This is a genomic window from Streptomyces sp. NPDC101151 (assembly GCF_044768335.1).
Classification (GTDB): domain Bacteria; phylum Actinomycetota; class Actinomycetes; order Streptomycetales; family Streptomycetaceae; genus Streptomyces.
The window spans coordinates 14,904-27,541 of sequence record NZ_JBIWPP010000005.1 but is presented as its reverse complement, the minus strand read 5'-3'; the positions used below and the strand labels follow the sequence as shown (position 1 = coordinate 27,541).

At 69.2% G+C, this 12,638-nt stretch carries 10 protein-coding genes; 8 read left to right on the top strand and 2 right to left on the bottom strand.

From position 1 onward, the window contains the following. Window positions 1-252: 252 nt before the first annotated feature. Window positions 253-537, top strand: a complete 285-nt coding sequence (locus tag ACIRU3_RS10955) for a hypothetical protein (RefSeq protein WP_404054532.1) — start codon at window positions 253-255, stop codon at window positions 535-537. Window positions 538-627: 90 nt separating this feature from the next. Next, window positions 628-960, top strand: a complete 333-nt coding sequence (locus ACIRU3_RS10950; protein ID WP_404054530.1) for an antibiotic biosynthesis monooxygenase family protein — start codon at window positions 628-630, stop codon at window positions 958-960. Window positions 961-1,115: 155 nt separating this feature from the next. On the opposite strand, the gene ACIRU3_RS10945 is transcribed toward ACIRU3_RS10950, so the two are convergent. Next, a complete protein-coding gene (locus ACIRU3_RS10945; protein ID WP_404054527.1) occupies window positions 1,116-3,398 on the bottom strand; it encodes a (Fe-S)-binding protein in 2,283 nt (760 codons plus the stop codon). A 193-nt stretch (window positions 3,399-3,591) separates the two neighbouring features. On the opposite strand from ACIRU3_RS10945, the gene ACIRU3_RS10940 reads away from it, so the two are divergent. The 5 genes from ACIRU3_RS10940 (at window position 3,592) to ACIRU3_RS10920 (ending at window position 8,884) form a co-directional block, all read left to right on the top strand. Next, window positions 3,592-4,611, top strand: a complete 1,020-nt coding sequence (locus ACIRU3_RS10940; protein ID WP_404054524.1) for an MraY family glycosyltransferase — start codon at window positions 3,592-3,594, stop codon at window positions 4,609-4,611. A gap of 94 nt (window positions 4,612-4,705) precedes the next feature. Next, window positions 4,706-6,556, top strand: coding sequence for a molecular chaperone DnaK (gene dnaK / locus ACIRU3_RS10935; RefSeq protein ID WP_404054521.1), 1,851 nt, complete (start codon window positions 4,706-4,708; stop codon window positions 6,554-6,556). Further along, entirely contained in the window at window positions 6,553-7,215 is a 663-nt protein-coding gene (gene grpE / locus ACIRU3_RS10930; protein WP_404054519.1) for a nucleotide exchange factor GrpE, read from the top strand. Before dnaK ends, grpE begins: the two co-directional genes overlap by 4 nt. A gap of 33 nt (window positions 7,216-7,248) precedes the next feature. Beyond that, window positions 7,249-8,418: a molecular chaperone DnaJ gene (dnaJ, locus tag ACIRU3_RS10925; RefSeq protein WP_404054516.1), complete on the top strand. Its 1,170-nt coding sequence runs from the start codon at window positions 7,249-7,251 to the stop codon at window positions 8,416-8,418. 7 nt (window positions 8,419-8,425) lie between these two features. Further along, the gene (locus ACIRU3_RS10920) at window positions 8,426-8,884 is read left to right on the top strand and encodes a heat shock protein transcriptional repressor HspR (protein WP_404054513.1); all 459 of its coding nucleotides are present in this window, start codon (window positions 8,426-8,428) and stop codon (window positions 8,882-8,884) included. Window positions 8,885-8,956: 72 nt separating this feature from the next. Here ACIRU3_RS10920 and ACIRU3_RS10915 read toward each other — a convergent pair whose 3' ends face one another. Continuing rightward, complete coding sequence (locus tag ACIRU3_RS10915; RefSeq protein WP_404054510.1) at window positions 8,957-11,029, bottom strand: PA14 domain-containing protein; 2,073 nt, start codon at window positions 11,027-11,029, stop codon at window positions 8,957-8,959. Between the two features lie 297 nt (window positions 11,030-11,326). Here ACIRU3_RS10915 and ACIRU3_RS10910 point away from each other — a divergent pair, with 297 nt between their 5' ends. Continuing rightward, window positions 11,327-12,433 (top strand): sugar ABC transporter substrate-binding protein, encoded by a 1,107-nt coding sequence (locus tag ACIRU3_RS10910; RefSeq protein WP_404054507.1) that lies wholly within the window; start codon window positions 11,327-11,329, stop codon window positions 12,431-12,433. Window positions 12,434-12,638: the final 205 nt, after the last annotated feature.

Below are 12,638 nucleotides of genomic sequence, written 5' to 3'. Positions count from 1 at the left end.
CCGTCGCCCGACAACCTCGCAATGATGCACGTGTTCGAGTGATGGGGTAAGGGGTGGGGGGTGCGGGATCGGTCACGCGGCGGCGGCCCCGGCCGGGGAGAGGCAGGGGCGCCGGAACGGGTCGCCTGTGCCCGGTTCGGACGGCCCATGCGCCTATCCGAGTCCCTTCCGGACATCCCGCGAGCGAGAGACGCGCGGTGGGGGTATGTCGTTTCGCGCAAGGTGACCGCGGGATCCATGAGGAGAGCAGCTATGTACGCAGTGGTCCGGCGATACGAAGGGGTGACCGACCCCGCCGAGGCGGGACGCCGAGTGGACGAGGGATTCGTGCCTCTCCTCCGCCAGGTCTCCGGATTCGTCGCCTACTACTGGGTCGACGCCGGGGACGGAGTGATGCTCTCCACCAGCGTCTTCGAAGACCGGTCCGGGGCCGAGGAGTCGATCACGAGGGCGGCGGACTTCGTACGGGACAACCTCGCGTCGCTGCTCCCCAACCCTCCTCAGGTCACGGCCGGCCAGGTCGTGGCTGCCGGGTAGCGATCAGGTGTTCAGCGTGCCGGCGTCTTCCGCGGTGCGGGGCCCGTGCCGGCTTCTGCGGCCTTCGAACTCCTGAGCCAGGGTGGTGCCATGAGCGTAGTGAAGATCAATGTGCTGACCGTTCCGGTTGAGCAGCGGGAGACGCTGGAGAAGCGGTTCGCCTCGCGCGCCCACGCCGTCGAGAACTCCGACGGATTCGAGTGGTTCGAGCTGCTGCGGCCCGTCGAGGGCACCGACGCCTACCTCGTGTACACGCGCTGGCGTGACGAGGAGTCGTTCCAGGCGTGGATGGAGGGGCCGATGAAGTCCGCTCACCAGGGCGGCGCTCCCGGTGAGGGCGGAGAGCGGCCCGGGCCTGCCGCCTCCGGGTCCACGCTGTGGTCCTTCGACGTGGTGCAGCAGGCGGGGCCGAAGGGCGAGTAGGCCGCGGCAGGACCGGTCGCTCCGGCGCCGACTCGTACGGCAACGCGCCCGGACGCCCGGCTCCGCACCGGCAGGCACAGACGACGGCGCCCCCTGCCTGTGCGGGTCAGGGGGCGCCGTCGGGCTTTTCAGCGGCCGGTCACGTCAGCGAGCGGTCACTTCACCGGCTCCGGCTCCGGCTCGCTCTCGGTCGCCGCCTCGCCCGCCGGGTCGACCGGCGTCCTGACGGAGTCGAGGAGCAGCTGGGCCACGTCCACGACCTGGATGGACTCCTTGGCCGTGCCCTCGTTCTTCTTGCCGTTGACCGAGTCGGTCAGCATCACGAGGCAGAACGGGCAGGCGGTCGAGACGATGTCCGGGTTGAGGGAGAGGGCCTCGTCGACGCGCTCGTTGTTGATGCGCTTGCCGATCCGCTCCTCCATCCACATCCGGGCGCCGCCGGCGCCACAGCAGAAGCCGCGCTCCTTGTGGCGGTGCATCTCCTCGTTGCGCAGGCCCGGGACCTTGCCGATGATCTCGCGCGGGGGCGTGTAGATCTTGTTGTGGCGGCCCAGGTAGCACGGGTCGTGGTAGGTGATGATGCCCTCGACCGGGGTGACCGGGATCAGCTTGCCCTCGTCCACCAGGTGCTGCAGCAGCTGGGTGTGGTGGATGACCTCGTAGTCGCCGCCGAGCTGCGGGTACTCGTTGCCGAGCGTGTTGAGGCAGTGCGGGCAGGTGGCGACGATCTTCTTCGCCGACTTCGGCTTCCTCGACTCCGCCGTGGCCTTGCCGTCGTCGTCCAGCTCCTCGCCGAACGCCGTGTTCAGGGCCATGACGTTCTCCATGCCGAGCTCCTGGAACAGGGGCTCGTTGCCGAGGCGGCGGGCGGAGTCACCGGTGCACTTCTCGTCGCCGCCCATGATCGCGAACTTCACGCCCGCGATGTGGAGGAGTTCGGCGAAGGCCTTCGTCGTCTTCTTGGCGCGGTCTTCCAGCGCGCCCGCGCAGCCGACCCAGTACAGGTACTCGACCTCGGTGAGGTCCTCGATGTCCTTGCCGACGACCGGGATCTCGAAGTCGACCTCCTTGGTCCACTCCAGGCGCTGCTTCTTGGCCAGACCCCAGGGGTTGCCCTTCTTCTCCAGGTTCTTGAGCATCGTGCCCGCCTCGGACGGGAACGCGGACTCGATCATCACCTGGTAGCGGCGCATGTCGACGATGTGGTCGACGTGCTCGATGTCCACCGGGCACTGCTCGACACAGGCGCCGCAGGTGGTGCAGGACCACAGGACGTCCGGGTCGATGACGCCGTTCTCCTCGGCGGTGCCGATCAGCGGGCGCTCGGCCTCGGCGAGGGCGGCCGCGGGAACGTCCTTCAGCTGCTCCTCGCTCGCCTTCTCCTCGCCCTCCATGGTCTTGCCGCCGCCGGCCAGCAGGTACGGCGCCTTGGCGTGCGCGTGGTCCCGCAGCGACATGATCAGCAGCTTCGGGGAGAGCGGCTTGCCGGTGTTCCAGGCGGGGCACTGCGACTGGCAGCGGCCGCACTCGGTGCAGGTGGAGAAGTCCAGCAGGCCCTTCCAGGAGAACTGCTCGACCTGGGAGACGCCGAAGACGTCGTCGTCACCGGGGTCGGTGAAGTCGATCGGCTCGCCGCCGGAGGTCATCGGCAGCAGGGCGCCGAGCGCGGTCTCGCCCTTGGCGTTCCGCTTGAACCAGATGTTCGGGAAGGCCAGGAAGCGGTGCCAGGCGACACCCATGTCGGTCTTCAGGGCGACCGTGATCATCCAGATGAAGGAGGTCGCGATCTTCAGGCCCGCGAAGAAGTAGGTGAGGTTCTGGAGCGTGGAGACGTCCATGCCCTCCAGCCACGACACCACGGGGTACGAGATGAAGAACGAGGCCTCGTAGCCGTCCACGTGGTGTTGGGCGCCCTCCAGCGCGTGCAGCATGAAGATGCAGACGCCGACGATGAGGATGACGGCCTCGACGAAGTACGCCTGGCCGAAGTTGGAGCCGGCGAAGCGGGACTTGCGGCCCGGCTTGCCCGGCTTGCTCAGCTGGCGGATCACGATCAGCACGGCGATGCCGAGCACCGTCATCGTGCCGATGAATTCGACGAAGACGTTGTACGGCGCCCACTCGCCGATGATCGGCAGGATCCAGTCGGCCTGGAACAGCTGGCCGATGGCGTTGACGATCGTCAGCAGCAGCGAGAAGAAGCCCACCGCCACGAACCAGTGCGCGACACCGACGATGCCCCAGCGGTTCATCCGGGTGTGGCCGAGGAACTCCCGGGCCACCGTGAGGGTGCGCTGGACGGGCTCGTCGGTGCGGGTGCCCGCGGGCACGTTCTGGCCGAGCCGCATGAAGGTGTAGATCTGCAGGACGGCGCGGGCGAACAGGGCCACGCCGACCACGATCAGAACCAGCGACACGATGATCGCGGCGAGTTGCATTTCGGGGCTCCTCGGGCCTGCGAGGGAAATTACTAAGCGGTAACTTATGCAGTCCGTTCGAGACTACCCGCATCCTTACTCGCACTGTAGCCAGGCATGGAGTGATCTGGGTCGCTGAGGGGAGCCTGAGCCGGCAGGCAATCTGATCGTGTTATTCGTACCGAATTGCTACATTCGCGCCTAACTTAGAGCCGTGCTATACGGGATCGCCGCAGCCTCCGCCGCCCTTCTGCTCACCGCCGTGCTCGCGGCGCTGCTCCGGGTGCCCGCCCTGCGTGCGGGGATCGTCGACCGGCGGCGGCAGCGGCCTCTGCCGGTGCTCGGGGGAGCCGCCGTCGTGGCTGTCACCTGTCTGGTCGCATGGGCGGGGGAGTGGACGAAGGTGGCCCCGCTCGGCGAGGGGGTGGGAGATCTGCTCGTCGCCGGCGCCGCGGTCGCTCTGCTGGGGCTCGTCGCCGACGTGTGGCGGCTGCGGCCGCGGGTGCTGGTCGCCGGTACGGCGGTGGCGGCGATCTGGGTGGTGCCGTACGACGAGACCGGTGTCTGGGGCGGGATCCTGGCCGTGGGCTGGATCGTCTTCGCCTCCCTCGCCTTCAAGGGGCTCGACCACGCCGACGGGCTGGCGGGAACGGTCGGGGTGGTCACCGCCTTCGGTGCGGGGGCCTGCGCCGCGGCCGAGGTGATGGACGGGCTCGCCGTACTGCTGAGCGTGTTCGCGGCCGCCCTCACCGGCTTCCTGATGCACAACTGGCACCCCGCGCGGGTCGGGCTGGGCGCCTGCGGATCCCTGTTCACCGGATTCCTGCTCTCCTCGGCCGCCGTCTTCACGCGCGCGGGGTACGGGCTCGGGCCGAGTGCGGGCGTGCTGTTCTGCCTCGGTGCCGTCGCCGTCGCCGACTTCCTGCTCGTGGTCCTCGCGCGCGGGCTCGCCCGCCGGCCGTTGCTGAGGCGGGGCCCGGACCATCTCGCGCACCGGCTGCGGCGGCTCGGCCCCACCCCGCCGGGGGTCGTCGTGCTGCTGGGTGCCGGGTCCTTCTCCGCGGTGCTCGTGGGGGTGCTCGTGCACACGGGATGGACCGGTGAGGGGGCCGTGCTGTGGGTGGCCGGCGGGGTGGTGTTGGCTGTGCTTGTACTCCTTCGTATCCCTGTCCAGTCGTCTAGAGGGGATACATCCACACAGGTCACAGGCCAATTGCGTGTAAGGAACGGATAAGAGTTGAGTCGGCTGCACTCAGGTCTGTTGACCCAGAGAATCTCCTCGTGCACACTTGAGCCTGTTCCACTCAAGTCAGCTGGAGGAATCAACCATGGCACGTGCGGTCGGCATCGACCTGGGCACGACTAACTCCGTCGTCAGCGTTCTGGAGGGCGGCGAGCCCACCGTCATCACCAACGCCGAGGGCGCCAGGACCACGCCGTCCGTCGTCGCCTTCGCCAAGAACGGCGAGGTGCTCGTCGGCGAGGTCGCCAAGCGTCAGGCGGTCACGAACGTGGACCGGACGATCCGGTCCGTCAAGCGTCACATGGGCACGGACTGGAAGATCGAGCTCGACGGGAAGCAGTTCAACCCGCAGCAGATGAGCGCCTTCATCCTGCAGAAGTTGAAGCGCGACGCCGAGTCCTACCTGGGCGAGAAGGTCACGGACGCGGTCATCACCGTCCCGGCGTACTTCAACGACTCCGAGCGCCAGGCGACGAAGGAAGCCGGCGAGATCGCCGGTCTCAACGTCCTTCGCATCGTCAACGAGCCCACCGCGGCGGCGCTCGCCTACGGCCTCGACAAGGACGACCAGACGATCCTCGTCTTCGACCTCGGTGGCGGCACCTTCGACGTGTCCCTCCTGGAGATCGGCGACGGCGTCGTCGAGGTGAAGGCCACCAACGGCGACAACCACCTCGGTGGTGACGACTGGGACCAGCGCGTCGTCGACTACCTGGTCAAGCAGTTCCAGTCCGGCCACGGCGTGGACCTGTCCAAGGACAAGATGGCCCTGCAGCGCCTCCGTGAGGCCGCCGAGAAGGCCAAGATCGAGCTGTCCTCGTCCAGCGAGACCTCGATCAACCTGCCCTACATCACGGCGTCCGCCGAGGGCCCGCTGCACCTGGACGAGAAGCTGACGCGCGCTCAGTTCCAGCAGCTGACCGCGGACCTGCTGGAGCGCTGCAAGACGCCGTTCCACAACGTCATCAAGGACGCCGGCATCGCGCTCGGCGAGATCGACCACGTGGTCCTCGTCGGCGGCTCCACCCGTATGCCCGCCGTCGCCGAGCTCGTCAAGGAGCTGACCGGCGGCAACGAGGCCAACAAGGGCGTCAACCCGGACGAGGTCGTCGCCATCGGCGCCGCGCTCCAGGCCGGTGTCCTCAAGGGTGAGGTCAAGGACGTCCTGCTGCTCGACGTCACCCCGCTGTCCCTCGGTATCGAGACCAAGGGCGGCATCATGACCAAGCTGATCGAGCGCAACACCACGATCCCGACCAAGCGGTCCGAGATCTTCACGACGGCCGAGGACAACCAGCCGTCCGTGCAGATCCAGGTCTACCAGGGCGAGCGCGAGATCGCGGCGTACAACAAGAAGCTCGGGATGTTCGAGCTGACCGGTCTGCCGCCGGCCCCGCGTGGCGTCCCGCAGATCGAGGTCGCCTTCGACATCGACGCCAACGGCATCATGCACGTGACCGCCAAGGACCTGGGCACGGGCAAGGAGCAGAAGATGACCGTCACCGGCGGCTCCTCGCTGCCGAAGGACGAGGTCGACCGCATGCGCCAGGAGGCCGAGAAGTACGCGGAGGAGGACCACGCCCGCCGCGAGGCCGCCGAGACCCGCAACCAGGGCGAGCAGCTCGTCTACCAGACCGAGAAGTTCCTCAAGGACAACGAGGACAAGGTCCCGGGCGAGATCAAGACCGAGGTCGAGGCGTCCGTCGAGGAGCTGAAGGCCGCGCTCAAGGGCGAGGACACCGCCGAGATCCGCACCGCCACCGAGAAGGTCGCGGCCGTCTCCCAGAAGCTGGGCCAGGCCATGTACGCCGACGCCCAGGGCGCGCAGGCCGCGGGCGGCTCCGAGGGTGCCGCCGCCGGTGACGCCAAGGCCGCCGACGACGACGTGGTCGACGCCGAGATCGTGGACGACGAGCGCAAGGACGGTGCCGCGTGACGGAGGAGACCCCGGGCTTTGAGGAGAAGCCCGACGTCCCCTCCGGCGCGACCCCCGACGACGCCGAGTCGAAGGCCGCTCCCGAGGAGGGGGCGGCCCCGGCCGGGGACGTAGCAGCAGAAGCGGGCCTGGTGGCCCAGCTGGACCAGGTGCGCACGGCACTGAACGAGCGCACGCTGGACCTCCAGCGCCTCCAGGCCGAGTACCAGAACTACCGCCGCCGAGTGGAGCGCGACCGGGTCGCGGTCCGGGAGATCGCCATCGCGAACCTCCTGACCGAGCTCCTGCCCGTGCTCGACGACATCGGCCGCGCGCGGGAACACAGCGAACTGGTCGGCGGCTTCAAGTCGGTGGCCGAGTCGCTGGAGACCGTCGCGGCCAAGATGGGCCTGCAGCAGTTCGGCAAGGAGGGCGAGCCCTTCGACCCGACGATCCACGAGGCCCTGATGCACAGCTACGCGCCGGACGTCACCGAGACGACGTGCGTGGCCATCCTGCAGCCCGGGTATCGCATCGGCGAGCGCACCATCCGCCCCGCGCGGGTGGCCGTCGCCGAGCCGCAGCCCGGCGCGCAGACCGTCAAGGCCGAGGGCGCCGAGGAGAGCACCGAGGCGGCCGCGGCCGACGACAAGGAGAACGGTGGCCCGGACGAGGGCTGACGTGAACACCGAGTGGAAGGAGGGACGTCGGGGATGAGCACCAAGGACTTCATCGAGAAGGACTACTACAAGGTCCTCGGCGTCCCCAAGGACGCCACCGAGGCCGAGATCAAGAAGGCGTACCGGAAGCTCGCCCGCGAGTTCCATCCGGACGCCAACAAGGGCAACGCCAAGGCCGAGGAGCGCTTCAAAGAGATCTCCGAGGCGAACGACATCCTCGGCGACGCCAAGAAGCGCAAGGAGTACGACGAGGCCCGCGCCCTCTTCGGCAACGGCGGCTTCCGCCCGGGGCCGGGCGCGGGCGGCGGCAACTTCAACTTCGATCTGGGCGACCTCTTCGGAGGCAACGCGCAGAGCGGCGGCGGCTTCGGCGGCGGCATCGGTGACGTCTTCGGGGGCCTGTTCAACCGCGGTGGCACCACGGGCACCCGCACCCAGCCCCGGCGCGGCCAGGACGTCGAGTCCGAGGTCACGCTGAGCTTCACGGAGGCCATCGAGGGCGCCACGGTGCCCCTCAGGATGTCCTCCCAGGCGCCCTGCAAGGCCTGTTCCGGCACCGGCGACAAGAACGGCACCCCGCGCGTGTGCCCGACCTGCGTCGGCACCGGGCAGGTCGCCCGGGGCTCGGGCGGCGGCTTCTCGCTGACCGACCCCTGCCCCGACTGCAAGGGCCGCGGCCTCATCGCCGAGCACCCCTGCCTGGAGTGCAAGGGCAGCGGCCGCGCCAAGTCGTCGCGCACGATGCAGGTCCGGATCCCGGCCGGGGTCACGGACGGGCAGCGGATCCGGCTGCGCGGCAAGGGCGCGCCCGGCGAGCGGGGCGGACCGGCGGGCGACCTGTATGTGGTCGTGCACGTCGGCGAGCACCCGGTGTTCGGGCGCAAGGGCGACAACCTCACCGTCACCGTCCCGGTGACGTTCGCCGAGGCGGCCCTCGGCGGCGAGGTCCGGGTCCCGACTCTCGGCGGCCCCGCCGTCACCCTGAAGCTTCCGCCCGGCATCCCCAACGGCCGCACCATGCGCGCCCGGGGCAAGGGCGCGGTCCGCAAGGACGGCACTCGCGGCGATCTGCTGGTCACCGTCGAGGTGAGTGTCCCCAAGGACCTGTCGGGGAAGGCTCGTGACGCACTGGAGGCGTATCGCGAGGCAACCGCGGGCGAGGACCCGCGGGCGGAGCTGTTCGAGGCCGCGAAGGGAGATTGAGAGCCCCATGGACACACCAGGCCGTCGGCGTAACCCGTATGAACTGACCGAGGAGACCCCGGTCTACGTCATCTCGGTGGCGGCCCAGCTCTCCGGACTCCACCCGCAGACGCTGCGCCAGTACGACCGCCTGGGCCTGGTCTCTCCCGACCGCACCGCCGGGCGGGGCCGTCGCTACTCGGCCCGCGACATCGAACTGCTCCGCCAGGTGCAGGCGCTGTCGCAGGACGAGGGCATCAACCTGGCGGGCATCAAGCGCATCATCGAACTGGAGAACCAGGTCGCCGCGCTCCAGAGCCGCGTCGCGGAGCTGCAGGCGGCCCTGGACGGTGCGGCGGCCGCGATGCAGCAGCGCGAGGCCGCGGTCCACGCCTCCTACCGCCGTGACCTGGTCCCGTACCAGGAGGTGCAGCAGACCAGCGCGCTGGTGGTGTGGCGGCCGAAGCGGCAGCAGCCGTCGGACTGAATCGCGTGTGTGCGCGGCGGAAGGGGCCGGGAGGATCAGTCCTCCCGGCCCCTTCGCCGTGCCGGGCCCCGCTCAGAGCAGGTCCGGCCGGATCCGCCAGGGGTGCGTGGCCGCCGTCTCGGTGCCGTCGGTGCGGACACCGACGACCCGGTAGTACGAGACCGAGCCGAGCGGCTGGGTCCGGTCGAGGTAGGAGAAGTAGTAGTCCGTCTCCGGCTTCGTCGCGGGCACGGTGGCGAGGAGCTGGTAGGTCCCGGTCGCGGGGTCCCAGCGGCTCACCCGGAACTCCTTGACGCCGGCGCAGCCGGCGCCGCGGCAGTCCCACTCGGCCGGGGTGATGTCCTCGGTCGCCAGCCAGCCGCCGGAGGGGAACAACGGCCCCTTGTCGGCGCCGATGGGCTCACCCGGGGCGATGTCCAGCTCGGTCGCGGTCACCGCCGCCGTGGACGGATCGTTGGGAGAGAGGGCGTTGTCCCACTTGTCCTCGGCGATCACGGTGTAGACGTAGGTCTCGCCGTCCGGGACGTCGGGGCACAGCAGGGCGAGCGGGTCGTCACCGTGGTCCACGCACATCGGTCCCGCGAGCCAGTTCACCGTCCCGTCCGCCCGCCGTACCCCGGCCAGGGCGCGGTAGGAGACGACGTCGTCGTCGACGGGAGGGTCCCAGCGCAGCACCATGCCGTCGGCCCGCGGGGTCGCGGTGAGCCCGGTCAGCGGGCGTGGCGCGGTGCGGTCGGCGGTGGTCACGGTGGCTGTCCGGGACATCTCCGAGACGTTGCCGTTGCCGTCGGTGACGGTGACGCCGTAGGTGTACGTGGTGTCGAGCTCCCAGGCGGGGTCCTCGCACTCGAACGTGAGATGGGTGTCGTCGAGGCTGCCGATCCCGTGATCGGGGTACTCGCAGGCGACCTCGGCGGCGTCCGCGGCGAGCGTGGTCCCCTTCGAGCGGTACAGCGTGAAGTGGGCGCCGTTGGTCAGCTCGTCGTCCGTGGGGGTGTAGGGCGCCTCCCAGTACAGCGTCACCCCGCCCCGGTAGGGCACCGCCCGGAGATTGCCGGGCGCCGGCGGTGCCGTGCGGTCGACGCTGTCGGAGGTGACCGGCGCCGAGTAGGCCCCCGCGTTCCCGGCCGCGTCATGGGCCCGTACGACGTAGGTGTGCTTCGCCGCGGTCTGCTCCATGGGCTGCGTGTAGGACGTACCCGTGAGCTTCTTGACGAGGGTGGAGGCGCCGGTGGCCGCGTCCCGCTCGTAGAGCTCGTAACCGGCCGCGTCCGGTAGGGCGTTCCAGGTGAGCACCATCCCGTACAGGTCGCCGTGCGCGGTGAGCCCCGAGGGCGCCGCCGGACCCGTGCGGTCGGGGGTGGCCACGGGCTGGTCGGCGGTGCCGGCCGACTCGTTGCCCGCCCTGTCGTGGGCGCGGACCTCGTAGTAGTACGTCTGCCCGGTCGCGGGCGGGGTGTCGGTGTAGGCGCCGGAGGTGGTGGTCGCGAGCGGCTTGCCGCCGAAGGCGGTGCCCTGCAGCCGCCGGTAGACGCGGTAGCCGGCGAGGTCCATCTCCTTGTTCTTCGCCCACGTGACCTCGGTCCTGCCGGCGGCGGTGTCGTACGACACCGAAGTCCCCGTCGGGACGAGGGGCCTGACCTTGTCGACATCGGCGGAGGTGCGCGGCTGGTACGTGAAGGAGACGTTGGCGGTGCCGGTCCAGTTGACGTAGTCGATGCGCAGGGTGTGCTTGCCGGACGGGACGGTGACGTCGGCGGTCTTCTTCACCGTGGACGAGACGTTCTTCCACAGGTCGACCTTGCGGACGCCGTCCAGGTAGACCCGGATTCCGTCCTGTACGGCGACCGGCAGGGCGAAGGGGCCGCCGGAGCCGAAGTCGCGGGTGACGGTCCAGCGGACGCCGAAGTTGTCCTTCGGGAGGCCGGAGGCAGGAGCGCCGGTCTTCCAGTTCTGGTCGATCGCACTGTCGCAGTCGGTCTTCTTCGGCGTGCCGGAGAACGTGGTGTTCGCGTAGAACGTCCGGGTGTACACCGGTGAGGCACAGCTCGTGGCGGCGGAAGCGGGGGCGGTGATCGCGCTCAGCAGGGTGCCGGCGGCAAAGAGTGCGACGGCCGTGGCGACCGTGCGTCTGGCTGGGTTCATTCGGTCCTCTGGTCGATTTCGACGGGGCGTTGTACGGCCACCGGTGATCACGACTCGCGAAGATCGATATTGGTTGTGCGGATCTTTGCCGTCTCATGAACTCCCCTTGGATGGAGGGTCCGTAAAGAGAGCTTGAAGATGATTCCGCTCCTTCTTCACAGGTGCAGCGGAGCGTGCTGTTGCGCACTCGTTAAGTAGTTCCGCTTGACGACGGGTGTGTGGTCCGCGTTGGCTTTTCAGACACCTGGGTCGTAATGCAGCACCCACGTCCGGAACGCACCTGAAGTGAGCCCTCGAATGCGCCGTATCGCCATATCCGTGGCCGCGTCCACAATGACCCTTTCGCTTGCCGGCTGCGGGGTGCTGAACGCGACGGACGACGGTGCGAGCGCGAGCCCGACCAAGGGCGACGACGTCACCATCGGGCTGCTGCTGCCGGAGAAGGCGAACACCCGCTACGACAAGTTCGACTACCCCATCATCAGGGACAAGGTCGTCGAACTGACCCACAAGAAGGGCAAGGTCGCGTACGCCAACGCCGATGCGGACTCCGCCCGGCAGGCCGACCAGATGCAGCAGATGATCGACGACAAGGTCGACATCATCATGCTCGACGCGGTCGACGCGCACGCCATCTCCGGTGAGGTGAAGAAAGCCAAGGAAGCGGGCATTCCGGTCATCGCCTACGACCGGCTGGCCGAGGGCCCGATCGACGCGTACATCTCCTTCGACAACGAGCTGGTCGGCGAGGTGCAGGGCCGTTCGGTGCTGGAGGCGCTGGGGACGGGCGCCGACACCTCCGACAAGGTCGTCATGGTGAACGGCTCGCTCACCGACCCGAACGCCAAGCAGTTCAAGCAGGGCGCGCTCTCCGAGCTGAAGGGCAAGGTGACGATCGCGGCGAGCTACGACACCAAGGACTGGAAGCCGGAGAACGCCGAGGCCGAAATGACCGAGGCGATCAGCAAGATCGGCAAGAACAACATCGCCGCGGTCTACGCCGCCAACGACGGCATGGCGGGCGGTGTCATCAAGGCCCTCAAAGCGGCCGGCGTCACCAGCCTGCCCCCGATCACCGGCCAGGACTCCGAACTCGACGCGGTGCAGCGGGTTCTGACCGGCGAGCAGTACATGAGCGTCTACAAGTCCTACCCGGACGAGGCCGAGGCCGCCGCCCAGATGGCCGTCACCAAGGTGCAGGGCAAGGACATCCAGTTCGACGCCCTCACCCAGGACAAGGTGGACAGCCCCACCGACAAGGACATCCCGTCCAAGCTGGTCCAGGTGAGCGCGCTGACCAAGAGCAAGATCAAGGACACCGTCATCGCCGACGGGATCTACACGGTCGGCCAGATCTGCACCGCCAAGTACAAGACGGCCTGCGCGGCCAACGGCCTGAAGTAGGGGCGGGCAGGCCGCCGGACGCCTCGACCCGGTGTCCTGGGTGGGGGCACGCAACGCGGCGATCGCCGGCGGATTCCGTCGGGCTGCCGCGTCACGTGCCCCGAGCGACCCTCCCGGCATCGCGCCACCCCCGTGGGCGCGATGCACGCGGCCCCGGCCGCGCGGGGGGAGCCCGGCCGGGGCCGCTTCCGGGTACTGGTGCACC

Bases quoted from the DNA above. Each gene is read 5' to 3' on its own strand.
- ACIRU3_RS10915 (WP_404054510.1), bottom strand. From the start codon at position 11,029: ATGAACCCAGCCAGACGCACGGTCGCCACGGCCGTCGCACTCTTTGCC.
- ACIRU3_RS10950 (WP_404054530.1), top strand. From the start codon at position 628: ATGAGCGTAGTGAAGATCAATGTGCTGACCGTTCCGGTTGAGCAGCGG.
- ACIRU3_RS10955 (WP_404054532.1), top strand. From the start codon at position 253: ATGTACGCAGTGGTCCGGCGATACGAAGGGGTGACCGACCCCGCCGAG.
- ACIRU3_RS10945 (WP_404054527.1), bottom strand. From the start codon at position 3,398: ATGCAACTCGCCGCGATCATCGTGTCGCTGGTTCTGATCGTGGTCGGC.
- ACIRU3_RS10920 (WP_404054513.1), top strand. From the start codon at position 8,426: ATGGACACACCAGGCCGTCGGCGTAACCCGTATGAACTGACCGAGGAG.
- ACIRU3_RS10910 (WP_404054507.1), top strand. From the start codon at position 11,327: ATGCGCCGTATCGCCATATCCGTGGCCGCGTCCACAATGACCCTTTCG.
- dnaJ (WP_404054516.1), top strand. From the start codon at position 7,249: ATGAGCACCAAGGACTTCATCGAGAAGGACTACTACAAGGTCCTCGGC.
- dnaK (WP_404054521.1), top strand. From the start codon at position 4,706: ATGGCACGTGCGGTCGGCATCGACCTGGGCACGACTAACTCCGTCGTC.